The 24,724-nt window shown below is 65.1% G+C and carries 27 protein-coding genes; 14 read left to right on the plus strand and 13 right to left on the minus strand.

The window, feature by feature from the left end; genetic code table 11:
- The first annotated feature begins 51 nt into the window (after window positions 1-51).
- The 6 genes from CVN68_RS12270 (at window position 52) to CVN68_RS12295 (ending at window position 4,253) form a co-directional block, all read left to right on the plus strand.
- Window positions 52-510, plus strand: a complete 459-nt coding sequence (locus tag CVN68_RS12270; RefSeq protein ID WP_100282459.1) for a hypothetical protein — start codon at window positions 52-54, stop codon at window positions 508-510.
- A gap of 92 nt (window positions 511-602) precedes the next feature.
- Complete coding sequence (locus tag CVN68_RS12275) at window positions 603-2,063, plus strand: DEAD/DEAH box helicase (RefSeq protein WP_100282460.1); 1,461 nt, start codon at window positions 603-605, stop codon at window positions 2,061-2,063.
- Entirely contained in the window at window positions 2,060-2,269 is a 210-nt protein-coding gene (locus CVN68_RS12280; RefSeq protein ID WP_100282461.1) for a DUF1289 domain-containing protein, read from the plus strand. Before CVN68_RS12275 ends, CVN68_RS12280 begins: the two co-directional genes overlap by 4 nt.
- Before the next feature lie 257 nt (window positions 2,270-2,526).
- The gene (locus CVN68_RS12285) at window positions 2,527-3,015 is read left to right on the plus strand and encodes a hypothetical protein (RefSeq protein WP_100282462.1); all 489 of its coding nucleotides are present in this window, start codon (window positions 2,527-2,529) and stop codon (window positions 3,013-3,015) included.
- A gap of 462 nt (window positions 3,016-3,477) precedes the next feature.
- On the plus strand, window positions 3,478-3,696 hold the full coding sequence (locus tag CVN68_RS23970) for a hypothetical protein (RefSeq protein ID WP_100282463.1): 219 nt from the start codon (window positions 3,478-3,480) through the stop codon (window positions 3,694-3,696).
- 125 nt (window positions 3,697-3,821) lie between these two features.
- Window positions 3,822-4,253 carry an NIPSNAP family protein gene (locus CVN68_RS12295; protein WP_100282464.1) on the plus strand — a complete coding sequence of 144 codons (432 nt, stop codon included), beginning with the start codon at window positions 3,822-3,824 and terminating at the stop codon, window positions 4,251-4,253.
- A 142-nt stretch (window positions 4,254-4,395) separates the two neighbouring features.
- Here the strand turns inward: CVN68_RS12295 and CVN68_RS12300 are convergent, their stop codons facing one another.
- The 9 genes from CVN68_RS12300 to CVN68_RS23210 all read right to left on the minus strand — a co-directional run bounded on the left by CVN68_RS12300 (window position 4,396) and on the right by CVN68_RS23210 (window position 12,537).
- Window positions 4,396-5,019: a glutathione S-transferase family protein gene (locus CVN68_RS12300; RefSeq protein ID WP_100282465.1), complete on the minus strand. Its 624-nt coding sequence runs from the start codon at window positions 5,017-5,019 to the stop codon at window positions 4,396-4,398.
- 54 nt (window positions 5,020-5,073) lie between these two features.
- The gene (locus CVN68_RS12305) at window positions 5,074-5,934 is read right to left on the minus strand and encodes a dienelactone hydrolase family protein (RefSeq protein ID WP_100282466.1); all 861 of its coding nucleotides are present in this window, start codon (window positions 5,932-5,934) and stop codon (window positions 5,074-5,076) included.
- 56 nt (window positions 5,935-5,990) lie between these two features.
- Window positions 5,991-6,674 carry a DUF1013 domain-containing protein gene (locus tag CVN68_RS12310; protein ID WP_100282467.1) on the minus strand — a complete coding sequence of 228 codons (684 nt, stop codon included), beginning with the start codon at window positions 6,672-6,674 and terminating at the stop codon, window positions 5,991-5,993.
- A gap of 116 nt (window positions 6,675-6,790) precedes the next feature.
- Window positions 6,791-7,813 carry a glycosyltransferase family 4 protein gene (locus CVN68_RS12315; protein ID WP_100284374.1) on the minus strand — a complete coding sequence of 341 codons (1,023 nt, stop codon included), beginning with the start codon at window positions 7,811-7,813 and terminating at the stop codon, window positions 6,791-6,793.
- Between the two features lie 23 nt (window positions 7,814-7,836).
- A complete protein-coding gene (locus CVN68_RS12320; protein WP_100282468.1) occupies window positions 7,837-8,712 on the minus strand; it encodes a UDP-2,3-diacylglucosamine diphosphatase in 876 nt (291 codons plus the stop codon).
- A 71-nt stretch (window positions 8,713-8,783) separates the two neighbouring features.
- Window positions 8,784-9,398, minus strand: coding sequence for a glutathione S-transferase family protein (locus CVN68_RS12325; RefSeq protein WP_100282469.1), 615 nt, complete (start codon window positions 9,396-9,398; stop codon window positions 8,784-8,786).
- A 156-nt stretch (window positions 9,399-9,554) separates the two neighbouring features.
- Window positions 9,555-11,243, minus strand: a complete 1,689-nt coding sequence (locus CVN68_RS12330; RefSeq protein WP_100282470.1) for a flotillin family protein — start codon at window positions 11,241-11,243, stop codon at window positions 9,555-9,557.
- Between the two features lie 4 nt (window positions 11,244-11,247).
- Window positions 11,248-11,868, minus strand: a complete 621-nt coding sequence (locus CVN68_RS12335; RefSeq protein ID WP_100282471.1) for a YqiJ family protein — start codon at window positions 11,866-11,868, stop codon at window positions 11,248-11,250.
- 132 nt (window positions 11,869-12,000) lie between these two features.
- Window positions 12,001-12,537 carry a hypothetical protein gene (locus CVN68_RS23210; RefSeq protein WP_158298867.1) on the minus strand — a complete coding sequence of 179 codons (537 nt, stop codon included), beginning with the start codon at window positions 12,535-12,537 and terminating at the stop codon, window positions 12,001-12,003.
- 92 nt (window positions 12,538-12,629) lie between these two features.
- Between CVN68_RS23210 and CVN68_RS12350 the strand changes: the two genes are divergently transcribed.
- Window positions 12,630-13,070: a hypothetical protein gene (locus CVN68_RS12350; protein WP_100282474.1), complete on the plus strand. Its 441-nt coding sequence runs from the start codon at window positions 12,630-12,632 to the stop codon at window positions 13,068-13,070.
- A gap of 121 nt (window positions 13,071-13,191) precedes the next feature.
- Here the strand turns inward: CVN68_RS12350 and ligD are convergent, their stop codons facing one another.
- Together ligD and ku are read right to left on the minus strand one after the other, a co-directional pair.
- Window positions 13,192-15,657 (minus strand): DNA ligase D, encoded by a 2,466-nt coding sequence (gene ligD, locus CVN68_RS12355; protein ID WP_100282475.1) that lies wholly within the window; start codon window positions 15,655-15,657, stop codon window positions 13,192-13,194.
- A 17-nt stretch (window positions 15,658-15,674) separates the two neighbouring features.
- A complete protein-coding gene (ku, locus tag CVN68_RS12360) occupies window positions 15,675-16,565 on the minus strand; it encodes a non-homologous end joining protein Ku (RefSeq protein WP_100282476.1) in 891 nt (296 codons plus the stop codon).
- 93 nt (window positions 16,566-16,658) lie between these two features.
- Between ku and pdxH the strand changes: the two genes are divergently transcribed.
- Genes pdxH through CVN68_RS12375 form a run of 3 tightly spaced genes read left to right on the plus strand, consistent with a single transcriptional unit; the run spans window position 16,659 to window position 18,933 of the window.
- Window positions 16,659-17,237: a pyridoxamine 5'-phosphate oxidase gene (gene pdxH / locus CVN68_RS12365; RefSeq protein ID WP_100282477.1), complete on the plus strand. Its 579-nt coding sequence runs from the start codon at window positions 16,659-16,661 to the stop codon at window positions 17,235-17,237.
- Window positions 17,234-18,148, plus strand: coding sequence for a cation diffusion facilitator family transporter (locus tag CVN68_RS12370; protein ID WP_100282478.1), 915 nt, complete (start codon window positions 17,234-17,236; stop codon window positions 18,146-18,148). Before pdxH ends, CVN68_RS12370 begins: the two co-directional genes overlap by 4 nt.
- Entirely contained in the window at window positions 18,145-18,933 is a 789-nt protein-coding gene (locus CVN68_RS12375; RefSeq protein WP_100282479.1) for a PhzF family phenazine biosynthesis protein, read from the plus strand. Before CVN68_RS12370 ends, CVN68_RS12375 begins: the two co-directional genes overlap by 4 nt.
- Before the next feature lie 26 nt (window positions 18,934-18,959).
- Here the strand turns inward: CVN68_RS12375 and mnmA are convergent, their stop codons facing one another.
- Entirely contained in the window at window positions 18,960-20,081 is a 1,122-nt protein-coding gene (gene mnmA / locus CVN68_RS12380; protein ID WP_407695504.1) for a tRNA 2-thiouridine(34) synthase MnmA, read from the minus strand.
- A gap of 178 nt (window positions 20,082-20,259) precedes the next feature.
- Here mnmA and CVN68_RS12385 point away from each other — a divergent pair, with 178 nt between their 5' ends.
- The gene (locus CVN68_RS12385; RefSeq protein WP_324869772.1) at window positions 20,260-20,454 is read left to right on the plus strand and encodes a hypothetical protein; all 195 of its coding nucleotides are present in this window, start codon (window positions 20,260-20,262) and stop codon (window positions 20,452-20,454) included.
- A 99-nt stretch (window positions 20,455-20,553) separates the two neighbouring features.
- Window positions 20,554-20,853 (plus strand): CtrA inhibitor SciP, encoded by a 300-nt coding sequence (gene sciP, locus CVN68_RS12390; RefSeq protein WP_100282480.1) that lies wholly within the window; start codon window positions 20,554-20,556, stop codon window positions 20,851-20,853.
- 1 nt (window position 20,854) lies between these two features.
- Here sciP and CVN68_RS12395 read toward each other — a convergent pair whose 3' ends face one another.
- Window positions 20,855-21,853: an NAD(P)H-quinone oxidoreductase gene (locus tag CVN68_RS12395; protein WP_233503323.1), complete on the minus strand. Its 999-nt coding sequence runs from the start codon at window positions 21,851-21,853 to the stop codon at window positions 20,855-20,857.
- Between the two features lie 74 nt (window positions 21,854-21,927).
- Here CVN68_RS12395 and CVN68_RS12400 point away from each other — a divergent pair, with 74 nt between their 5' ends.
- Window positions 21,928-22,125 (plus strand): DUF1192 domain-containing protein, encoded by a 198-nt coding sequence (locus CVN68_RS12400; RefSeq protein ID WP_100282481.1) that lies wholly within the window; start codon window positions 21,928-21,930, stop codon window positions 22,123-22,125.
- Window positions 22,126-22,263: 138 nt separating this feature from the next.
- Window positions 22,264-24,585: an ATP-dependent Clp protease ATP-binding subunit ClpA gene (gene clpA, locus CVN68_RS12405; RefSeq protein ID WP_100282482.1), complete on the plus strand. Its 2,322-nt coding sequence runs from the start codon at window positions 22,264-22,266 to the stop codon at window positions 24,583-24,585.
- Window positions 24,586-24,724: the final 139 nt, after the last annotated feature.

Raw genomic sequence — 24,724 nt, forward strand, 5'->3', positions numbered from 1 at the left:
GGCGCCAGTTCATCCACTGTTCAAAACTATGGCTTACAAACCCCGCCAGACATGTTGAATCCGCTGATCGCCGCTTCCGGTCTCCTGCTGTTGTTCGCTGCCCCGGCTTCGCCGCCGGAGCCGCTCGACTGGGATGTGGCCGCACACCTGCTTCAGCAGCAGCGAATCACCATCCATATTCCGCGCCTGACCGTCAGCCGGGCGACGATCGTGGTCCGCACCGCGCGGCCGGCGGCACTGGTCGAAAAAAAGGCCGACGATTGCGTCAAGATGGAGGATCTGGCGGGTTTCTCGGTCAATCGCTTCGACAGCGTCGACTTGTTGCTGAAGAACGGAGCGCTGCTCCGCGCCAAGCTCGGCAACGATTGCCCCGCGCTCGGCTTCTACAACGGCTTCTATGTCAAGGCTAACAAGGACAAGAAGATGTGCGCCAAACGCGATTCGATCCGTTCGCGATCGGGCCGCCAGTGCGCCGTCCAAGGCTTCGCGTCGCTGGTTCCGGCGCGCTGAGAGCAGCCTCCGGCTTGACATTGGCGGCCAAATCCGCAAGCGCGTGAAGGCTTTGGCGGCATGGGTAACCACGCCCTTTTCCGGAAAAATACATGAGCTTTGCCGATCTCGGCCTTTCTGACGACCTTCTGCGTGCGGTCACCGACTCGGGCTATACCGAGCCGACTCCGATCCAGCGCCAGGCGATCCCCTCCGTCCTCATGGGCAAGGACCTGATCGGCATCGCGCAGACAGGCACGGGCAAGACCGCCGCCTTCGTGCTGCCGATGATCGACATCCTCGGCGAAGGGCGCACCCGCGCGCTGATGCCGCGCAGCCTGATCCTCGAGCCGACGCGCGAGCTCGCCGCGCAGGTGGCCGAGAATTTCGACAAATATGGCGTCAACCACAAGCTCTCGATGGCCCTCCTCATTGGCGGCGTGCAGATGGGCGATCAGGTCAAGGCGCTCGAAAAGGGCGTCGACGTCCTCATCGCCACCCCCGGCCGGCTGATGGACCTGTTCGGGCGCGGCAAGATCCTGCTCACCGGCTGCAGTCTGCTCGTCATCGACGAGGCCGACCGGATGCTCGACATGGGGTTCATCCCCGACATCGAGGAAATCTGCACCAAGCTGCCCAAGACCCGGCAGACCTTGCTCTTCTCGGCGACGATGCCGCCGGTGATCAAGAAGCTCGCCGACAAGTTCCTCACCGATCCCAAGCGCGTCGAAGTCGCGCGCCCGGCGACCGCCAACGTCAATATCCGCCAATGGGTGGTCAACGTCGCCGCGCCGAAGAAGCGCGATGTGCTGCGCGAGCTGCTCCGCGCCGAGGACGTGACCACCGCGATCATCTTCTGCAACCGCAAGACCACGGTCCGCGATCTCAACAAGAGCCTGCAGAAGAGCGGCTTCCGCTCGACCGAGATTCACGGCGACATGGAACAGTCGCAGCGCATCGCCGAGCTCGACCGGTTCAAGGCGGGCACGGTCAACATCCTCGTAGCCTCGGACGTCGCGGCGCGCGGGCTCGACATCAAGGGCGTGAGCCACGTCTATAATTTCGACGCGCCGTGGCATCCCGACGATTACGTCCACCGCATCGGCCGCACCGGCCGCGCGGGCGCGACCGGCATCGCCTATACCTTGGTGACGCCCGAGGACGCCGAGAACATTTCGGAGATCGAAAAGCTCACCGGGATGAAAATCGAGCGGATGAAGTCGGCGAGCGGCGACGCAGCGCGCGAGGAAGCCCCAGCGGAAGAGCGCAAGGCCGCGCCCCGCCGTCGCGGCGGCCGCAAGGTCGAAGCAGAGCCTGCCCACAAGCCCGAGCCCGAAGCGGAGATCGAAGCCGAAGCAGCACCGGTGCGCGAGGCCCGTCCGGCCCGCGAGCCAGTGCCGCAGCGCGAGGCCGCACCCCGCCGCGAACGCGAAGAGCGCGGCGGCCGTGGCCGCGGACGCGACGAGCGTCCGAACCGCGAGCCGCGACGCGACGCGCAATCCTCGCAGGACGGACCCGACGACGGCTGGAATGGCCCCGTCCCCGACTTCCTGAAGTACACGCTGGGCGCGTGAGCGAAGCGGCGGGCGCCGGATCGGCTCCGATCCGCTCGCCGTGCACCAATATCTGCCGGATCGACGACGCCACCGGCTGGTGCGTTGGTTGCGGCCGCACGCTCGACGAGATCGTGCGCTGGGGCACCACCGACGGCGCGGACCGGGACGGGGTGATGGCGCAGTTGCCTGCACGAATGGCAGCGAGTCGCGTGCGCCGCATGTAGGATTGCCGCGCAACTTCACTATTTTCGCGGTGAATCAGCAATGAAATTGCGCGAGCAGGAAATTTCGTTACTCGAATAGGCAAGAGATCGACGGCGTCAAAGAGCAGGCTCGGCTTGGCCGGGCGGCGCGTAGGGAAGCAGGCGAAATCCTACATTGCAAGCGATGGGCGAGATGTCCGTTCCTGGGTGGATTTGAGACAGGCCGCTTTGAACGTTAGTCGGTAGAAAGTGGACATATCTCGCGCTAGCCTTCAGGCATGCACGAAACCCATCAGAACGTCAGTACTTCATGGCCGACCCGTCACATCATCAGAGCCGGAGGCTTATTCGGCGTCGGATTTGCGAGTAGTTCGGACCTCTTGCTGGTAGCAACACACGATGGTCGAGGTGTCATCGACTGTATCTCCGGAGAGCTGGTCGCGCGCGATCCCAATCCTTCGTTGCCGTTCGATGAGCATGGCCGTAAGGTGAAGGGGATCGGTCCGATTGCGGGTCAAGAAATTATTATCGCTGGGGAAATTTACGGGGGCGCTTTGTCGCAAGTCACCGACGACGGCTGGCGATTGGAAGGCCAGTTGTCGAACAGCGTTGACGATGTAATCCGATTGATCACTCCGGTCGGCACCGCTGACGAGCCGGGCATTTTCACCGGTTTCGTTCCCGAGGTCAGGGTGTTCGGCTTTTCACCGACGGGACGCTCCTTCGTCATCGGTACGGGCGCGGAGGTTTTCACCTTCACTCGCTGATGGCCGCTTTTGGGCACCGAATATTCGACAATCAACGGCGGCAACTGGGGCGTTAGCCGACAGGCTGCTTTATGAGTCTACGGCCTAGGTACGACCGCTTTGGATCGCTTCCGCGTGCCCCGCCGCATCCTCGAAGTCCAAGGCGATCTTGAGCAAAGCGCGCTTATTCAGCGAGTCGGACAATGCTGATGGCGAATCGCAAATTGCTGCGGCCGCGCGGTAATGAGACGCGCGCTCGCGAAGTTCTCTGATTACAGGCATAAGGCCTCACAAGAAGCGCCCGGAAGGGCACCTGAGCGAAGCCTACGCCTTAATTTCCAGATGCTTGCACGAAATCGCCTTGTGCCGCGATGCGTGGAGCGCTGGGACCCGGCCAGCGGGATTCTCAGAGATCCGGAACGACCGGGATAGGGTGGAAAGCGGACATTGCGATAACCGAAGGTCTATTGCACCCTACTCTGCATGCTCGACTTTCAATGCTGGATCTGTGGCGAGGGTATCGACCGCAGCGATAGGGGCGCGCTTCTGGTCAGCGTCGAAGGTTTATGGCGATGGGCGGAGGGCAGACGCGGGAGGGATGATCCCTTCCAGAACATCTACCTTCACTCCCACTGCGCCAAAGAGCGGATGGCCGGTGCGACTATGGACCTAGAGCCGTCCGTGTTCGGCGAAGAAGACTGAACGTCCGCCCTTGGGGCGTTTACCGCCATCGTTTTTGGTCATTCGCCTGCCGCTGGATTTTACCGGTGGCAGAGAGACTGCGTGACGTGCGATCTCTCGTCCCTTCATTGCTTCGGGAGTTCGCCATGCGCTCTGCCTTCCTCGCCGGCCTCGTTCTGGCCGTGACTGCAGCCCCTGCGCTTGCGCAGCTTGCGGCGCCCGATCCGCAGGCGGCGGTCTATGAATTGCGGATCTACTATCCCGCGCCCGGCAAGCTTGCCGCGCTCAATGCCCGGTTTCGCGATCACACGCTCAAACTGTTCGAGAAGCACGGCATGCGTAATGTCGCCTATTGGAACGAGCAGCCGACCAGCGAAGCGCCCGAGGGGCGGGTGATCTATGTGCTCGCCTATCCCAGCCGGGAGGCACGGGACGCGGACTGGAAGGCATTCGGCGCGGATCCCGAGTGGCGCGCGGTCGTCGCGGCCTCGGAAGCGGGTGGCAAGCTGGTGACGAAGGTCGACAGCGTGTTCATGACGATGGCCGACTATTCGCCGCGGATCGCGCCGTCGCGCTGAGGCTATCGATGATTCCGGCAGCGGTCGTTTGGGTTCGGGCTCCTGCCAGGGCAGGAGCCCGGGATAGCTGAGCACTACGCTGCTTCAGGCTTCTGCCTCCGCAGGAGCACCGACCCGTTGCTACTGGACTTTCAACAGTCGGTCAGGCGGATACCGGCTGCGGCACCAGCGCATCGTCCTTCGCCGCGGCGCGCTGGTACGCCTCGCGCCCGCTCAACCGCTCGAAATAGGCTGTGAACGCGTCGCGCTTCGGCAGCGTGCCGAACAAGGTGCCCCAGCCGACCGCCGAGCCGACATAGACGTCGGCCGCCGTGAATCGATCGCCGGCGATATAATCGTGTGCGCTGACGGCCTGCTCGAGCACGTCGACCGTCGTCGCGTAATTGCCGTAACCAAACGACCGCGCCTGCTCGGGCGAGGGTTCGAACTTGGCCGAATTGTTGGTCACAGCGTGCTCGACCGGACCGGCCGCGAAGAACAGCCAGCGATAATAATCGGCGCGTTCCTCCGGCCGCGGCGCGAGGCCGGCCTCCGGGAACGCCTCGGCCAGATAGGCGCAGATTGCGCCCCCTTCAGTCACCACCTTGCCGTGGTGGAGGATCGCGGGGACTTTCCCCATCGGGTTGATCGCGAGATACTCCGCGCTCTTCATCCTGGCATAATCGACGACTTCGGTACGATAGTCCGCACCGGTCTCTTCGAGCATCCAGCGGGTGATCCGCCCGCGCGACTGGGGGTTGGTATAAAAAACAAGATCGTTCGACATGGCCGTTCTCCCGATTCGGATTAGAACATTACGTGAACGACACAAATGTTCGCGTCAAGCGAGCGCCTTGTCGAACAAGGCGAGCAGCCGCGCCCAGGCGCGATCGGCCTGCGCCTGATCGTAGACCTTGCTATCGGGCGGACACCAGCCGTGCATCGCCCCCTGATAGACTTCGATCTCGGCGGGGAGCCTGGCTGCGGCAAACGCCGCGCGCAACTTGTCCTTGTCGCCCGGCGCCTTGGCATCGTCGTTCGCGGCGATCGCGATAAGGAAGCTCGCCTTCATCAAGGGCACGCGCGCCAGCATGTCGTCGGCCGCCATCCCGCCGCCGTGGAACGTCGCCCCCGCGCGCACCCGCGCCGGCGAACCCGCCGCGGTGAGCATCACCATTGGCCCGCCCATGCAATAGCCGGTGCTGCCGATGCCGCGCTTCCGGTCGACCTCCCGCTGCTTGTCGATCCATGCGACGAACGCCCCGCCGTCGCGCGAAACCGCGTCGGGCGTGAGCAGTTCGCGCCACGGGCCGACCTTTTCGCGCAGCGCTTGGTCGAACCCTTGGCCAGGGGTAACGAACGGCACTTCCGTCGAGCGGTAGAAATGGTTGATGGTGAGCACCGCATAACCCGATTGGGCGAGCCGATCGGCCATCTGCCGGAACGCCGGACGCAGCCCGAAGACGTCGGGCCAGACCAGCACGGCGGGATGCCTGCCCGTGGCAGGCGCGACGAAATAGGCGTCGGCTGTCCCGTCGGGCGTGGGGATCTCAACGTCGCGGCCCTTGATCGCCAGCGCGTTGGCGGGGTTCGGCAGCAACAGGCCGATGCCGGCGACGGCGGCCGCAGCGCCGAAGCCGCGGCGAGTCATCGCGTCGCTCAGGAAGCGCTCGTTATCGGCGGCAGTCAGTTCGTCACACATGCGGCATCTCCCTTGCGCGACCCGGCGAGTCGCGCAGGGAAGTTACACGCGCCGCGTCACTGGCGGAACAGCGTCTCCGCGGTGTGCTCGACCGGGCCGGTCGCCCCCTCGGCGCCTTCGCCCGCTTCGGCGGCATGCGCGGCGGCAGTGCGCTCGGCGCGGAGCTGCTCGATCAGCGCCTCGCGATCACCCTCGAGCCGCGTGTCGGTCGGCGCCTCGATGCCGGCGGCCTTGGCGGCCTTGGCGACCAGCGCGTCGAGCTCGCGCTGCGACGTCAGGCCGAGCGTGACCGGGTCCTTCGGCGTGATGTTGGCGATGTTCCAATGGCTGCGATCGCGGATCGCGGCGATGGTGGTGCGGGTGGTGCCGATCAGCTTGCCGATCGCGCCGTCCGAAATCTCGGGGTGGTGGCGCAGGATCCACGCGATGCCGTCGGGCTTGTCCTGGCGCTTCGAGACCGGCGTGTAGCGCGGCCCCTTGGTGCGGCGGATCTGCTCGGGACCCTTGAGCATCTTGAGGACATAGGTCGGATCGGCCTGGCCCTTGTCGATCTCTTCCTGCGTCAGCTCGTGCGCGCGGACCGGATCCCGGCCGGTGAGCTTGGTCGTCGCGGTGTCGTCGGCGATCGCCTGGATCTCGAGGATGTGCAGCCCGCAAAACTCGGCGATCTGCTCGAACGAGAGCGAACTATTGTCGACCAGCCAGGAAGCGGTCGCATGCGGCATCAGCGGCTGGGCCACTTTTTCGTCTCCAGAAACAATAAGGGCCGCCCATCACGGGCGGCCGGGCTATGGTTCGGACTTAATGCGGGAACGTCGCAAGAGCAAGGTTGCAAATCGGCAGTCTGCCGCGGCGGTCAGGCGGCCGCCTCATGATCGTCCATTGCATAGAGCGCATTGAGGAACTGGCGCGCGCTGGCCTCCCAGGTGAAGCTGCGGCCATATTTGGCGCAGGTCGCGCGGTCTTTGGTCAGCGCGGCCGCGATGGCGACGGTGAGATCACTGTCCATCGCCCCGGTTTCGGGAGTGAGCACATCGACCGGCCCGGTGACCGGATAGCCCGCGACGGGCACGCCGCAGGCCAGCGCCTCGATCATCACCAGTCCGAAGGTGTCGGTCTTGCTGGGAAACACGAACACATCGGCGGCGGCATAGGTCGCGGCGAGTTCGGCACCAAACATCGGCCCGAGAAACTTCGCCTCGGGAAAACGCGCTTGCAGCGCCGATCGCGCCGGACCGTCGCCGACCACCACCTTGGTGCCGGGATGGATGGTTTTGAGGAACGCCTCGAGGTTCTTCTCGACCGCGACGCGGCCGACATAAAGCTGCACCGGGCCAACGAGATCCGCCATCGCCGGATGCGGCGCGACGCCGGGGTGGAAATTGGCGAGGTCGACCCCCCTGCCCCAATGCTTCACATGGGTGAGACCGTGCCCGATCAGCGACTGCCGGATCGACGGCGTCGAGGCAAGGATCGCCTGGCTCGGCGCGTGGAACCAGCGGATGTAGCGCCAGATCCACTCGGCGGGGACGCCCGAGCGCGCCGAGACGTAATCGGGGAATTGGGTGTGGTACGCCGTGGTGAACGGCATGTCGTTGCGCAGGCACCAGCGCCGCGCGGCGACGCACAGCGGCCCTTCGGTGGCGAGATGGATCGCATTGGGGCGGAAGGCCTCGAGCATCGCACCGACGCTGCCGGTGCTGGCGAGCGCGAGACGAATCTCGGGATAGGTGGGGCACGGCAGCGAATAGAAGCGATCGGGCGAGATCACTTCGACGCGGTGGCCCTGCGCCTCCAGCACCCGGCGAACCGACTGGAGCGTGCGGACGACGCCGTTGACCTGGGGTTCCCAGGCATCGGTTACGATGGCGATGCGCACGTCGTCGACTCCCGCCGCCGCCGTCACGCCGCCTCTAGTCTGGCCCCGGATTCGGGCGCGTCGCGCGCCGCTATCTCGTCGGCCCAATGGAGAATTTCCATGGTACCGTCGTAATGCTCGACGAGCGCGGTGCAACCCTCCACCCAATCGCCGTCATTATAATATTCAATGCCCTGGATCGTGCGCATCTCGGCTTTGTGGATGTGCCCGGCGATCACGCCGTGGATCCCGCGATGCGCCGCCTCGTGCGCGACGATCTCCTCGAACTTCGAAATGAACGAGACCGCGTTCTTGACCTTCTGCTTGGCGTATTTGCTGAGCGACCAATAAGGCAGGTTGAACAGCCGGCGGACGCTGTTGAGCCAGCGGTTGAGCGCCATCATGCCCTCGTACGCGGCATCGCCGAGATGCGCGAGCCAGCGATGCGACATGGTGATCGCGTCGAATTCGTCGCCGTGGAGGACGAGCAGGCGACGGCCGTCGGCGGTCTCGTGGATCGCCTGGCGGAGGATCTCGACGCCGCCGAAATGCAGCCCCGAAAATTGCCGGAACATCTCGTCATGATTGCCGGGGATATAGACGATCCGGGTGCCGCGCTTGGCGCGCTTGAGCACGCGCCAGACGATGTCGTTGTGCGTCGCCGGCCAATAGAGGCGTTTCTTCATTGCCCAGCCGTCGATCATGTCGCCGACCAGATACATGGTCTCGCTGTCGACATGGTCGAGGAAGTCGATCAGCATCTCGGCGTTGCAGCCGCGCGTGCCGAGGTGGACGTCGGAAATCCATACCGTGCGATATTGCCGGCGCCCGCCGATCACCCGCTCGGGGATCGCCGGCTGGATCGCATGGAAGTCGCCGAACTGCGCTGCGTCGAACGGAAGCCTGGTGATCGTCGCCATGATCGTTCCCCCGCGGGAGCTTGTCCTGCGACAGGCCTATGCCCTGCGAATGTTACAATCGGAATCGTGGATCAGGCGGTAATCGGAATATGCGCCGGATCGGCCGCGACGCGCGAGAGCCAGGCGCGGACATTGGGATAAGGTTGGAGATCGAACCCGCCTTCCTCGGCAACGTGGGTGTAGGCGTAGAGAATGATGTCGGCGAGAGTGATACGGTCGAGCACGAAGAAATCACTTCGCCCGAGATGCGCGTCCATCAGCGCCAGCGCCGCCTCGCCCGCCGCGACCTTGCCGGGCAATAAAGCGCGCTGCAGATCGGTCAGGTTCGCCTCGCCCACCAGGGTCCGCCAGAAGCGCACCGTCGCGATGTTGGGTTCGTGGTTATATTGCTCCCAGAACAGCCAGTGCAGCAGATCGGCGCGTGCGAAGCGGTCCGCCGGGATCAGATCGCTGCCGTCGGCGACATAGAAAGCGGCGGCATTGCTCTCGGGCAGGAAATCGTCGCCGAGCTGGAGCACCGGGATTCGGCCATTGGCGTTGACTTCGCTCAGGAATTCCGCGGTGCGCGTCTCTCCCTTCAGAATGTCGTATTGCCGCCGCTCCAGCGGCAGCCCGACATGCGCCGCGGTGAGGCGGATCTTGTAGCAATTTCCCGACAGCGCATATTCGTGCAGCACAAACGGCATGGATGCTCCCTCTCGTTGGTGCCGCGCCTTTCCGCGGTCCACGGCCCCCGCGTCAAACAAATAGCCGGCCGCGCACGACAAGGCGGGCTTATCGTGAAAGCCGCGGTTTGCGGACTTCCCGAATCCTCCCCCGCCACGAGGAGGATCAAAGCAGCGCTATTCGGCCGCCTTTACCGGAGGATCCGCCGCCGCGGGCTCGGCGATCGCGCTGGCGACGAGCGTGTCGAGCGAGCTGCCGTCGAAACCGAGCTCCTTCATCAGCCCGTCGATCACCGGCGCCTGCGCGCGATAGCGGAGCGCCGCCGATACCGCCGCATTGGCGAGGTTGCGTTCGCCGTCGCCGTCGTTCGCGGCTCCCACCGACGCACCACCCCGGCCGGTGAGCCCGTCTACCTGGACGATCCGAATCGAATCGATCGCCTCGAGCGGCTTCGATGCCTCGCGGATGATCTCGGGCAGCACCTTGAGCAACGCCATCTTGGTCTGGAGCGAGACCTGATCCGACGACAGGATGTTCGCCGCTTCGTTGACTGCGCGCTGCCCCGCCGCCTCGACTTCGAAGCGCACCCGATCAGCCTGTGCCCGCAGCTTGGCGGCTTCGGCCTCGCCCTCGGCACCGAGGCGCGTGGCTTCGGCACGGTCGGCGGCGGCGGACTTCTCGGCCTCGGCCTGCACCTTGATCCCGATCGCGGCGCGCTCGGCCTCGCGCGACGCGTCGATCAGCTCGATCCGCTTCTGGCGCTCGGCGACCTCGGCCTCGCGCGCAGTGCCGACGCGTTCCTCGGCGACCACCGCCTCGGCGCGTGCCTCGTCGGCCTTGGCCCGCGCCTGACTTTCCTCGCGGCTCTTGTTCTGGACCGCGATCTGCTGCTCCTGGCGCGCGAGCGCGAGCGCCTGGTCCTGCTCGATCTTGGCCTGCTGGACGGCGCGATCCGCCTCGATCTGCTGCGCGTCGACGAGCTTCTTCGACTCGATCTTGGCCTGATCGGCTTCCTGCTGGCGCAGCGACTGCTCACGCGCGACTTCGGCGCCCTGCGCGGCGCGGCGCATCTCGATCTCGCGCTCCTGCTCCAGACGAGCGAATTCGGTGTCGCGGCCGATCAGGAACGACTGGCGCTCGGCTTCGAGGTTCTTGGTCTCGATCTGGACCCGGGTGTCCTGCTCGATGTCGTTGCGCGCCTTCTTGCGCAGCTGGATCTGCTCGGTGAGCTTGGTCAAACCCTCGGCGTCGAACGCGTTGTTGGCGTTGAAATGCTCGATCGAGGTCTGGTCGAGCCCGGTCAGCGAGACCGACTCGAGCTCGAGCCCGTTCATCGCGAGATCGACCGACGACACCTGCTGCACCTTCTGGACGAAATCGGCGCGCTGCTCGTGGAGCTGCGCCATCGTCATCCCCGCCGCGACCGAACGCAGCGCATCGACGAACTTGCCCTCGACCAGCTCCTTTAATGCATCGGGATGCATCGTGCGCATGCCCAGCGTCTGCGCGGCGGTGGCGATCGCCTGCGCGTCGGGCTTCACCCGGACGTAGAATTCGGCCTTCACGTCGATGCGCAGCCGATCGAGCGTGATCAGCGCGTCGCCCGCCTTGCGCTCGACGGCGAGCCGCACGGTGTTCATGTTGACCGGCATCGTCTCATGGAACACCGGCAGCACCAGCGCGCCGCCGTTGATCACCACCTTTTCGCCGCCGAAGCCGGTGCGGACGAAGCCAATCTCCTTCGAAGCACGCTTGTAGAGCCGCGCGAGGAACAGGCCGATGATCAGCAGCGCGGCGATCAAGACACCGGTATAGATGAAATAGGGAAGCATCGAGGTGGCCTCCTGGGGGACGAGATCATTCATCGTTTCAGCTTTCGAGACGCGGCAAATGGAAATCGCCGCGGGAGATGGCACGGAACAGCTCGCCTTCGCGGCGGACGAGCAGCACGCGCTCGCCCTCTTCGAAGACCTGTCCGCTTCGGTCGGGCTCGACCATGACGTAATGCGCCTGGCCGTGATGGTCCTCGGCGCGGGCGCGGGCCGGCGAACCCAGCGTGGCGCGCCCGGTGACCACTTGCGCGGACCTGCCGACCAGCGCCTCGAGCGGCACCGCGGTGGTGTGGTCACGCGGCAGGATGCGAGCGAGGCCCCGCGCCGCCAGACCGGTGATCGGCAGCGATGCGAATGCCACGGCGGGGACGGCGATCCACGCAGCGAGCGGCGCGCCGGTCGAATCGAACATCGCCTGCTGGAGGATCAAACCCGCCGCGCCGAAGATCGCGAGGAAGACGACGATGAGCATCAGCAGCGGCAACTGCCCGACGCCGAGCCAGCTCAGCAGATTGTCGGCATCTGCGTGAAAATCCGGGTGCACCTCCCCGCCGACGTGATCACCGAGGCCGACGAGCTGCACCAGCCCGATCAGCAACATCAGGACTATCGCCGTGACGAAGGCGAGATTCTCCGATGCACCAAGAAACGAAAGCACTTCTCCACTCCCCCGAGTCGAAAGTGAGTCTAGAGCCGCGTCCCCGGACTCTCTAGCGAAATCGGTTCGGCGATTCAGGGCTGCAGCGCCGGACGACAGCCGCCTGCCGCTGCACCTTCACCTTGCCGACCGTCAGATGAGCCCCAGCTCCGCGCGTCGGCGCACGACTGACCGATAATAGAGCCAGCCCCAGGCATGGGCCCAGAAAGGGAAGAAGAAACCCTGCCCCATGTCGCGGCCGACCTCCTTGCGGAACCGGGCGGCCACGGAGTCGGCGAGCGGCACTTCGACCAGCTCGTAGCGATCCTCTGCGTAGAGCACATAGCCATATTCGGTCCACCAGCCGAAGGGCATGCCGAGGAAGGTCCATTCGCGCACCGAATAGCCGTATCGTGGCCGTCGCGCGTCGAAGTCGATGCGCGGCTGCGGCGCCCGGCCGCCCAGCACCGGCAGGCTAGAGCTGCCCGGCCTTGGTCGGCGTGCGCGAGACGTGGACGCCGCGCAGCGCGACGATAGCGGGCAGATTCGCGAGGATATCGCCTGCCCCTCCGGAATCACCGCGATGTCGGCCACTGCGCGGCGCTGGTCGCTGAGCACCCAGTCGCGGTTCGAGATCAGCAGGATGACGACGAGCACGGCAATCAGCGCGCCCGCGAAGACGTTTCGCAATATTTCCCCCGAGGTTTCGCCGGCTTAACAAAATGTTGCGCAGCGGTCAGCCGCGTCCGCGTCTCTCTATAAGACTCTGCAGGAGTGCCCGAATGACGCTGCAGGATCTCTACGAAGACCATCGCCAAATCTTGCGATTGGGCGAGAAGCTGATCGAGGTCGCGGCCTTCGATCCGCCGCACATGCCCCAATTGGTCGCGGCACGGCGCGAAATCGCACAGGCAATGGCGCGGCACCTCGCCAACGAGGCGCGTCTGGCACTGATGCCGCTCGGTGCGAGCAGCGATCCCTATGACCGCGCGCTCGCCCGCCGCTACACTAGCGACCTGCTGTCGATGCGGCAGTCGAGCAGCGCGCATATGGGGCATTGGACGATGGACGCGATCGCTGCCGACCCGCGCGAATATCGCCTCGCGGTGCGCGCCCAGCTGCGCATGATGGCCGCCCGGCGCCAATGGGAGGAAACAGAGTTCCTGCCCGCGGCCGGACGCCTCGCCGCAGGGCGGCGCGCGCCGCTGCGCCTGGTGGGGTAGAAATTCCCTCCCTGCAAACAGCGCGAGGAGCGACACCCGCGGCAAGGCCCACCGCTCTGCCTGCTACCCGGCCTCACATCCTGCGAATACGTACCGCCACTCCCCGGGGCTAAACACCGGGCTAGAGGTCGGGCAATGCCTGCCCGGCTTCCCCCCAACCCTGCAGCGCGCGGCTGGTGGCGCGCTCGAGCAAGATGGCAGCGTCGCGGATCGTATAGCGCTTGGCATCCTCGAGGTCGCGCAGCTCGCTCCAGGTGACCGGCGCGGCGACCGGCGCATTCTCGCGGGCGCGGGCGACATAAGGGAGGACCGCAGTCGCGCCGCGCTGGTTGCGCAGATAGTCGATGAAAATCTTGCCCTTGCGGTTGAGCTTCTTGAGATTGGCGGTGAAGCGTTCCGGCTCGGCCTGGGCGAGCGCGCGGGCGAAGCGCTCGGCGAAGCTGCGCACCACGGGCCAATCGGCCTGCGGGATCAGCGGCACCACGACGTGCACCCCCTTGCCGCCCGATAGCAGCGGCCAGCTGGTCAGGCCGATATCGGCGAGATGGACTTTCAAATCCTCGGCCGCTTTCTTGACCATGGCGAAATCGAGCCCCTCGTCGGGATCGAGATCGAACACCAGCCGGTCGGGTTTCTCGATATCGGTGACCGGGGCACCCCAGCCGTGGAACTCGATCGTGCCCATCTGCACGCAGGCCATGATCCCGTCGAGATCGTCGACATAGAGATAGGGCTGCACGCTGCCGTCCTTCTCGCGGACGTCGACATGGTGGACATTGTCGCCGAAGCTGCCGGCGTCGTGCTTCTGGAAGAAGCAGTGCTTGGCGCGCCCCTGCGGGCAGCGGACGAGGCTGATCGGGCGGTTGCCGAGCCAGCGCAACGCGATCGGCGCGACTGCCGCGTAATAATCGGCGAGCTCACCCTTGGTGAGCCCCGATTCGGGGTAGATCACCCGATCGCGGCTGCTGATCTTGATGCTGGATTGCGGGGCTGCGGAGTTTTCGGAAAGCGGCGCCGGCTTCTCGGCGACGATCTCGCCGGGCTTCTTGTCCTCGCGCAATGCAATGAAGCTGGCGTGGCGGATGACGTTCTCGGCAGTGAATTCGCTGAAGGCGACTTCGGCGACGAGTTTCGGCTCGATCCACCGCGCACCACGCGCCTCGGGACGGGGGACTTTCACGGGGGCCTGATCCACGGCGATCCTGTCGAAGCGATCGCGAAGATCCTGGAGCCTCGCCTGATTGAAGCCCGTTCCCACCTTGCCGGCATAGACCAGGCCGTCGGGCCCATTGACGGCGAGCAGGAGCGAGCGGAAGCTGCGGCCTTTGGCATCGCTTGGCGTCCAGCCGACGATGACGAACTCCTGGCGGCGGATGCATTTGACCTTGAGCCAGGATTTGGTGCGGGTGCCGCGATAGGGCGCGTCGGCGCGCTTGGAGACAATCCCTTCATAACCTTCGCGGCACATCGTCTCGAACAATTCCTCGCCGGCGCCGACGATGTGTTCGGAAAATTGTATGCGCGCGTCGGCGCCTTCTAGCAGCGCACGCAGCTTTTCCTTGCGGGCGAGCTGGGGAAGCCTGGTGGTATCCTCGCGATCGGCGAGCAAGTCGAAGGCGAAGAAGGTGAGGTCCTGTCCGCCCGCGGAGATCGCCTCCTGCAGCGTCGAGAAATCGGGCTTGCCGTCCTTATAGGCAATGATCTCGCCGTCGATCAGGGCGGGGGCGGGCAGGCCGCGCGCTGCCTCGGCGATGCCGGGGAATTTGTCGGTCCAGTCGAGGCCCGAGCGGGTGTAGATTTTGGGGCCCTTGGCGCCGGTGGCAATCAGCGCGCGATAGCCGTCATATTTGACTTCGTGGAGCCATTGATTGCCGGTCGGGACGCTGTCGACGAGGGTGGCGAGCTGGGGGTGCTGGAATTTGGGCAATTTGGCCTTCGCCGGCGCGGCATGCCTGGCGACGCGCGCGGTAGTTTGCGGCGATGCCTTTGCGGGCCGCTTCTCGACCTTCTTGCCCTCGGCGATCTCCTGCATGGTCCGGCCGGTCTTGATGCTGGTCAGCCCCGTTTCGACGAGAAAATCGGTGGCGCCGGCATGTTTGTCGCTGATCTTGCGAAGCAGCCAGTTCTCGCTCTTCTCCTTGCCACGCGGCTTCAATCGGATGAGCAGCCACTCGCCCTTCATCCGCTCGCCTTCGAGGCGGAAATGGAGGTGGCCCTTTTCGAGGTCGCTGGCGCTCTTGCCTTCGATCGGTTCCCAGACGCCGTCGTCCCACAGCATCACCGTGCCGCCGCCATATTGGCCCTTGGGGATCGTGCCTTCGAAATCGGCATAGGACAGCGGATGATCCTCGGTGCGAACGGCGAGGCGCTTCTCGTCCGGGTCGAGACTGGGGCCGCGCGTGACCGCCCAGCTCTTGAGCACGCCGTCCACCTCGATACGGAAATCCCAATGGAGCCGGCTCGCGTCGTGCTTCTGAACCATGAAGCGATTGCCGCCGGTGCGCACGATCTTGCCGGCGGGCTCGGCGGTCAGGGCAAAGTCGCGCTTGGCATTGTATTTTTCGAGGGGGTCGGACTTCGCGGCCATCTCTTACTCCGAACCGATCATGCGCGCTTCTTGGCCGGCGCCTTTTTGGCGGGCTCTGCCGCCTTCTTGGCGGGCGCCTTGGCCGGTCTGGTCTTCACCGCCGCGCCCGTCTTTGCCTCGGGCTTTTCGAGCGATTTCTTGAGCGCCGCCATCAGATCGACGACGTTCGAGCCGCGGCTCGGTGCGCCATCCTCCTTGTCTTCGATGATCTTCTTGCCCTTGGCCTTCTTCTTGCGCTCGATCAGATCCTTGAGCGCATCGACATAACGGTCATGGAATCCCGCGGGGTTGAACTTGGCGACCTTCTTGTCGATCAGCGTCTCGGCAAGCCCGAGCAATTCGGGATCGGGTTCGCTGTCCGGAATATCGCGGAAATAGCCCTGCGCCTTGTTGACTTCGTCGGCATAGCGGAGCGTCTCGAGCACCATGCCGCGGCCGCACGGCTTGAGGCTGACGACATATTCGCGCCCGCGCATCGCGAGTTGGCCGAGCCCGACCTTGCGGCTGCGGCGCAGCGCCTCGCGCAACACGATGAACGCCTCTTCGGCGAGATCGTCGGCGGGGACGACGAAATAGGGCTTCTCGTAATAGAGCACGTCGATCTCGTCGGCGTCGACGAACTGGGTGAGTTCGAGCGTCTTCTTCGATTCGAGCTTCACCGCGTCGATCTCGTCCTGTTCGAGCAGGACATATTCGCCCTTCTCGACTTCGAAGCCCTTGACGATCTCGTCGACATCCACCGGGCCGATGCCGGGGGCGGTCTTCTCGTACTTGATCCTTTTACCCGAAGGCTCGTGAATCTGGTGAAAGCTGATCTGCGCGCCCGATTTGGTCGCAGAATAGATCTCGACCGGGATCGAGACCAGCGCCAGCCGTATCTGTCCTTGCCAATAGGCGCGCGCGGCCATGCGGGAAACTCCTCGTTGCGAAGCCGATTCAATTCGCCAGAGCGGAGTCCGTTCCTCGACACCAAAATGGTGTCGGCGTAGGAGGCAGGCACGATGACCATTGATCCCTTCCAGCTGTTCGATTCCTGGTTCGCCGAAGCGCGCGCAAGCGAGCCCAACGACTCCAATGCGATGACGCTCGCCACGGTGGATGCCGGCGGGCAGCCTTCGGCGCGGATGGTGCTGCTGAAGGGGCATGGGCCCGACGGTTTCGTGTTTTACACCAATCGCGGCAGCCGCAAGGCTGGCGACTTGCTCGCGAGCCCGCGCGCGGCATTGCTGTTTCACTGGAAATCGCTGCGCCGGCAGATCCGGATCGAGGGACCGGTCGTGCAAGTGACCGATGCCGAGAGCGACGCCTATTTCGCCAGTCGCAGCCGCGATTCGCAACTCGGCGCCTGGGCTTCGGAGCAGTCGCGGCCGCTCGATGCACGGGCGACGTTCGAGAGGCGGTACGAAGAAGCGCGCACGCGGTTCGAAGGCGGGGAGGTGCCGCGGCCGCCGCATTGGGGCGGGTATCGCGTGGCGCCCTCCGCAATCGAATTCTGGCAGGACCGCGAACATCGGCTACACGAACGCCGACTGTTCCAGCGCGACGGCGAGAGCTGGTCCGAAGGCTTGCTCTACCCGTGAGCAATCTCGCGCGGCGCGCGGCGCTGGCCAGTGTCGCCTGTGCAGTGCTGCTCGGCAGCCTCAAGGCATGGGCGGCGTGGCGGACCGGATCGGTGGCGGTGCTGGCCAGCCTTGCCGACAGTGTGCTCGATCTGGTGGCGTCGCTGGTGACTCTCGGCGGCGTGCATTGGGCGGCACAGCCTGCCGACGACGATCATCGCTTCGGGCATGGCAAGGCCGAGGCGCTGGCGGCCCTGTTCCAGGTCGCGGTGATCGCGGTTTCGGCGTTCGCGATCCTGCTGCGCGCGGGCGCGCGGCTGATGGCGCAGCAGCCGAGCACCGACGCCGAATATGGCATCGGGGTGTCGGTGGTCGCGATCGTCGTGACGCTGGCGCTGACGCGCTATCAGCAATCGGTGGTCCGCCGGACCGGATCGATCGCGATCGGCACCGACCGGGTCCATTACCAATCCGACCTGTTCCTCAACGGCGCGGTGATCGTCGCGCTGCTGCTCGAAAGCTATGCCGGGCTTGCCGGTGCCGATGCGGTGTTCGGGATCGTCATCGGGCTGTGGCTGCTGTTCGGCGCATGGCGGGCATCGGTCGACGCGATCGACCAGTTGATGGACAAGGAATGGCCCGAGGCGAAGCGCCAGCGCTTCGTCGAGATCGCCGCGCGCCACCCCGAACTGATCGGCCTGCACGATCTGCGCACCCGGACCAGCGGGGTGAAGGATTTCGTCCAGTTCCACATCTGGATGGACCCGCACATGACCGTGCTCGAATCGCACGACGTGGTCGAGCGGCTCGAAAAGGAGCTGGCCGAGGAATTTCCCGGCACCGAAGTGCTGATCCATGTCGACCCCGAGGGTCAGGTGGACGAGCCCGGCAATCCGCTCGCCGAGACCGATTTGCTCAAGGACACGCGATGAAACTGCCCTTTGCCCAGATCGACGCATTCGCCGACCGGCCCTTTACCGGCAACCCCGCTGCGGTGATCCCGCTCGACACGTGGCTCGACGATTCCGTGCTACAGGCGATCGCCGAAGAGAATAATGTGTCCGAGACCGCGTTCATCGTCCCCGATGCGGAGGGCGAGGCGGATTACGAGCTGCGCTGGTTTACTCCGGCAGTCGAAGTCGCCTTGTGCGGGCACGCGACGATGGCGAGCGGACACTATGTGCTGACCTGCGAGCAGGATCGCGATCTGGTGCGCTTCCGCACGCGCAAATCGGGAATGCTCGAAGTGGCGCGGCATGGCAAAGGATATCTGATGGAGCTGCCGGCCTATGCGGCCGAGCCCGTGGCGGTGCCGGGGCTGCTCGACGCGCTGGGGGTGCGGGGCGAGACGCTGCGCCATCCGCGCGGCTATGACCTGACCGTGCTGGACAGCGCCGAGGCAGTGCTAGCGGTTGCACCCGATTTCCGCGCGCTCGCTGCGATCGGCGACACGCTCAACATCGTGACGGCGCCGGGCCGCGATACCGACGTGATCAGCCGGGTGTTCGCGCCGGCGGCCGGGATCGACGAGGATCCGGTGACCGGATCGGCGCATTCGGTGCTGGCGCCCTATTGGGCACAGCGACTGGGGCGCGGCCACTTCACGGCGTATCAGGCGAGCCGGCGCGGCGGGCATGTCGGCTGCGAGCTTGCGGGGGAAAGGGTCATCCTCGGCGGCAAGTGCGTGACGGTGATCGAGGGCGAGTTCCGGCTCTGAAATCCTCCTCCCTTTCAGGGCGGGCGTTAAGCGGCAGCCAGCTCCGCCCGCTCGGTCTCCGCAATCCATCCGCCACCCAACACACGATCTCCAGCGTACAACACCGCCGCTTGTCCGGGGGCGACGCCATATTCCGGCATTTCGAACACCACGCGATCGCCTTCAAGCCAGGCCGGTACCGGCTTGGCCAGCGAGCGGACCTTGGCGGCCAGCGGCCCGGTGTGATCGCCGCCGAGCCAATTGACGTTCTCGATCCGCGCCCCACGCACGGCCAGCGCGCGCTTGGGCCCGACCACCACTTCGCGCGTCACCGGATCGAGGCGAAGTACATAATAAGGCTCGGCCGCCCCGCCGATTTCTAGCCCGCGGCGCTGGCCCACGGTGAAGTGGATCAGCCCCTTGTGCGCCCCGAGCTTGCGGCCGGTCTCGTCGATGATGTCGCCGTATGTCTCGACTTCCGGGCGCAGTTTCTTGACGAGGCTCGCATAATCCCCGTCGGGGACGAAGCAGATATCTTGGCTGTCGGGCTTGCCCGCCACGCCCAGGCCGAGTTCGGCGGCGAGCTCGCGCACGCGCGGCTTGGGCAGTCCGCCCAGCGGAAAGCGCAGAAAATCGAGCTGCGCCTGTGTCGTCGCGAACAGGAAATAGCTCTGGTCGCGCGCGGGATCGGCGGCGCGGTGGAGCTCGGCGCCATGTGCACCTTCGACGCGGCGGACATAATGGCCGGTGGCGAGGCAATCGGCGCCGAGATCGCGCGCAAGCGCGAACAGATCGGTGAATTTGGGCCCCATGTTGCACCTCACGCACGGGATGGGGGTGCGCCCGGCGAGATATTCGTCGGCGAAATCGTCGATCACCGTGCTCCGGAAGCTCGATGCATGATCGAAGACGTAATGCGCGATGCCGAGCTTGTCGCATACCGCGCGGGCATCGCGGATGTCGCGGCCGGCACAGCAGCTGCCGGCGCGCCCGACCGCCTCGCCATGATCATAGAGCTGCAGCGTCACGCCGATCGTCTCTGCGCCGGTCTGCGCCGCGAGCGCCGCCACCACCGATGAGTCGACTCCGCCCGACATGGCGACGACGATCCGCCGCTTGGCGAGCGGCTCGGCCAGTTGAAAGTCTGCAGGGTTCACGGGTGCGCACATAAGCGCTTGTCGCCGCCCGATCCAGCCCGGCGCCGCAACGGATTGGAAAGGCAGGTTAAGCGAGCGTTCCCATCGGCTTTACGGCGCCTTCATCCCGATTGGCTAAAGCTGGCCAACCAAGAGAGAAGAGACTGGATTCGTAACTGTGGATTTGAGCTTCGCCAGACTGGAACGGGACGTGGCGGTCACCGCCATGCCGATCGAGCTGGCAGTGCTGCTCGTCGGCATCGCCGCGCGGCAGGCAGCAAGTCCAACGGCATGCGTCCAGACGCGGCTCGCGCTTGCAGCGCCGGCCGAGGCGCTGCTCGCGCCTGCCCACGGCGCATTCCACCGCGCTTCGGCGGCAACGCTGAGGCGGTGGAAAGAGGAGTGAAGGCGGCGTTTACCGTGGCGTTTTAGCCGTTGTTCAAGCGCTGGGCATATTGGTGGTTGAGTTGAGTAACGGGGGCCCCCGCCCCGATGAGGCATGTAGATGATTGAAAACCAGAAGATACGTCCTGCGAAAGTGATCGGGCCACTCGGCGAACCGCTGACGCTCGATACGCTGCCACCACCGAGCACGACCCGCTGGGTCGTGCGCCGCAAGGCCGAAGTGGTCGCTGCGGTGAATGGCGGACTGCTGAGCGTGGACGAGGTCTGCGAGCGTTACAGCCTCACCGTCGAGGAATTCGCCGGCTGGCAGCGGGCGATCGATCGCTCGGGCATGCCAGGGCTGCGGGTGACCCGCATCCAGCATTATCGTTCGCTCTACGAACGTCAGCAGAAATATTGAGCTAGCCGACCGTCAACACGATCTTGCCGATATGCTCGCCCGACTCCATCCGCCGATGCGCCTCGGCAGCTTCGGCGAATGGAAAGGTCGAATCGATCACCGGCTTCAGCCTTCCCTGCTCGACAAAGGGCCACACGGTTCGCGCGATTTCGTCCGCGACGAGGCTCTTGAACCCGGTATCGCGTGCCCGAAGCGTCGAGCCGGTGAGCACCAGCCGCTTGCGCATCACCCGCCAGAGCGGGATCGTCGTCTCGGCACCGCGCTGGACCGCGATCGAAACGTGGCGCCCCTCTTCCGCGAGGCATTCGAGGTTGCGGGGGACGTAATCGCCGCCGACCATGTCGAGCACGATATCGACTCCGCGCCCCCCGGTGATATCTTTCACTCGGGCGACGAAATCCTCGGTCTTGTAGTTGATCGCCTCGGCGGCGCCTGCGTCACGCGCGGCCTGGCATTTGGCATCCGAACCCGCGGTGACCAGCACGGTCAGGCGGAACAGGCGGGCGAGCGCGATCGCCATCATCCCGATACCGCTGGTCCCCCCATGGACGAGAAGCCAGTCGCCGTCCGCGGCGTAGGCGCGCTCGAAGACATTGGTCCACACCGTGAACAACGTCTCGGGCATCGCCGCCGCCTCGACCATCGTCAATGCCGCCGGCACGGGCAGGCACTGGCCGGCCGGCGCGACGACATATTCGGCATAGGCGCCACCGCTGACCAATGCGCAGATCGACTGACCAATCGTCTCGCGCGCCACCCCGTCGCCGACCGCGACGATCGTTCCCGCCGCCTCGAGGCCCAGGATCGACGGCGCCCCCGGCGGCGTGGGATAGAGACCCATGCGCTGCATCACCTCGGGGCGGTTGACCCCTGCCGCGCCCACCTTGATCAGCACTTCGCCTTCGCCCGGCACGGGGACGGGGCGTCTCACCGGCACCAGGACTTCGGGACCGCCGGGCTGTTCGGGATCGATGGCCAGCATCGTTTCGGGGACGGTCATCACTTTGTCGCTTCGCCCTCGGTAGAAACCCGGGCCTTATTGACATCGCCCCGGTCAGGGTCAACGTTCACGGCATGGACGCCGACGAAAATCTGCCGCGTCGCAACGACGATCTCGCCGCTCGATTGGGCAAGCAGGACCTCGACCCCTATTCAGTCGACGAGCTGAACGAACGCGTCGAACTGCTCGAAGCCGAAATCACGCGGTGCAAAGCAAAGATTCAATACGCCGTTAACCACCGCGCAAGCGCAGACGCTCTATTTAAGAGATGAGCGTGAAGGCATCGGAACTGGGGCGATATGCCAGTTTTCTCCGGTGCGAGGGTAGCATGCTTGATGCGGGCCACCGCCATCCCGACATAGTGGGAAAGGGGCCGTGTATCCTTTCGGGCCCACTGGAGTTGTATCCAAATGCCTAGTTTCGCCTCCGCCCTCGAATCGACCCTGCACAAGGCGCTCGAGGCAGCTTCGTCCCGCCGCCACGAATATGCGACGCTCGAGCATCTCCTGCTGGCGCTCGTCGACGACGAGCATGCCTCCAAGGTGATGAGCGCGTGCGGCGTCGACCTCGGCGAGATCAAGAACACCGTCGCGCATTATCTCGACACCGAGCTCGAGGCGCTCAAGGTCGAGAATTCGACCGACCCCTCGCCAACCAGCGGCTTCCAGCGCGTCGTCCAGCGCGCGATCCTCCACGTCCAGTCCTCGGGCCGCGACGAAGTGACCGGCGCCAACGTGCTCGTCGCCCTGTTCAGCGAGCGCGAGAGCTACGCCGTCTATTTCCTCCAGCAGCAGGATATGAGCCGGCTCGATGCAGTGAGCTTCATCAGCCACGGCGTCGGCAAGGGCTCGAATCCCGGCGAGACCAGCACCCCCAAGGGCGCCGAGGAGGAAAAGGTGACCAAGTCCGAGACCAAATCGGGCAAGGGCGAAAGCGCGCTCAAGCAGTTCACTGTCGACCTCAACGAGAAGGCCAAGGCCGGCAAGGTCGATCCGCTGATCGGCCGCGGCCCCGAAGTCGATCGCACGATCCAGATTCTGTGCCGCCGCAGCAAGAACAACCCGCTTTATGTGGGTGACCCGGGCGTCGGCAAGACCGCGATCGCCGAAGGACTCGCGCGCAAGATCGTCGAGGGCCAGGTCCCTGAGGTGTTGCTCGAAGCGGTGATCTACTCGCTCGACATGGGCGCGCTGCTCGCCGGCACCCGCTATCGCGGCGATTTCGAGGAGCGGCTCAAGCAAGTCGTCAACGAACTCGAGAAGCTGCCCCACGCAGTCCTCTTCATCGACGAGATCCACACCGTGATCGGCGCGGGCGCGACCAGCGGCGGCGCGATGGACGCGTCGAACCTGCTCAAGCCGGCGCTTTCGGGCGGCACGATCCGCTGCATCGGCTCGACCACCTACAAGGAATTCCGCAATCACTTCGAGAAGGACCGGGCATTGCTCCGGCGCTTCCAGAAGATCGATGTCAACGAGCCCACCGTCGAGGACACGATCAAGATCATCACCGGGCTGCGCAGCGCCTTCGAGGGGCATCACCACGTCAAATACACCCCGGACGCGATCAAGTCGGCGGTGGAGCTCAGCGCGCGCTACATCAACGATCGCAAATTGCCCGACAAGGCGATCGACGTGATCGACGAAGTCGGCGCGATGCAGATGCTGGTACCGCCGAACAAGCGCAAGAAAGTGATCACCACCAAGGAGATCGAGCAGGTCATCGCGACGATGGCGCGGATCCCGGCCAAGTCAGTCTCGTCCGACGACACCCGCGTGCTCGCCAATCTCGATCTCGATCTCAAGCGTGTCGTGTTCGGGCAGGACAAGGCGATCGAAGTGCTCAGCTCGGCGATCAAGCTGTCGCGCGCCGGGTTGCGTGAGCCGGACAAGCCGATCGGCAACTATCTGTTCTCCGGCCCCACCGGCGTCGGCAAGACCGAAGTCGCGCGCCAGCTCGCCGAGATCCTCGGCATCCCTCTCCAGCGCTTCGACATGTCCGAATATATGGAGCGTCACTCGGTCAGCCGCCTGATCGGCGCGCCTCCGGGCTATGTCGGCTATGACCAGGGCGGATTGCTCACCGACGCAGTCGACCAGCAGCCGCATTCGGTGCTGCTGCTCGACGAGATCGAGAAGGCGCATCCGGACCTGTTCAACATCCTGTTGCAAGTGATGGACAACGGCAAGCTCACCGATCACCACGGCAAGACGGTCGATTTCAGGAACACGATCCTGATCATGACCACCAATGCCGGCGCGTCGGACATGGCCAAGGAGTCGATCGGCTTCGGCGAGAGCAGCCGCGAGGACGTCCAGGAAGAGGCCGTGAAGAAGCTCTTCACTCCCGAATTCCGCAACCGCCTCGATGCGATCGTGCCGTTCGACTATCTGCCGACCGAGGTTGTGGCGCGCGTGGTGGACAAGTTCATCCTCCAGCTCGAGCTCCAGCTGGCGGACCGCGGCGTCCACATCCAGCTCGATGACGAGGCCAAGACCTGGCTCACCGCGCGCGGCTACGACAAGCTCTATGGCGCGCGCCCGATGGGCCGGCTGATCCAGGAGAAGATCAAGCAGCCGCTGGCCGAGGAATTGCTGTTCGGCAAGCTCGTCCATGGCGGCGAGGTGTCGGTCAAGCTCAAGGACAATGCGCTGGCTTTCGAAGTCACTCCGGCCGCGCCCAAGCCCAAAAAGGGCGGCGGCAAGAAGGCCGAGAAAATCGAAGCGAAATAGGTTCGGCGGATCGGACAAAGCGACGGGCTCGAGGTCATCCTCGGGCCCGTTTCTTTTGCTGACCGTTATCCCGGCGAATGCGGGGCCTCAGGCGGCGGCGCGATGCGGCACGAGATCCCGGCTTTCGCCGGGACGACGG

The sequence above is a fragment of the Sphingomonas psychrotolerans genome (genome assembly GCF_002796605.1).
GTDB lineage: Bacteria > Pseudomonadota > Alphaproteobacteria > Sphingomonadales > Sphingomonadaceae > Sphingomonas > Sphingomonas psychrotolerans.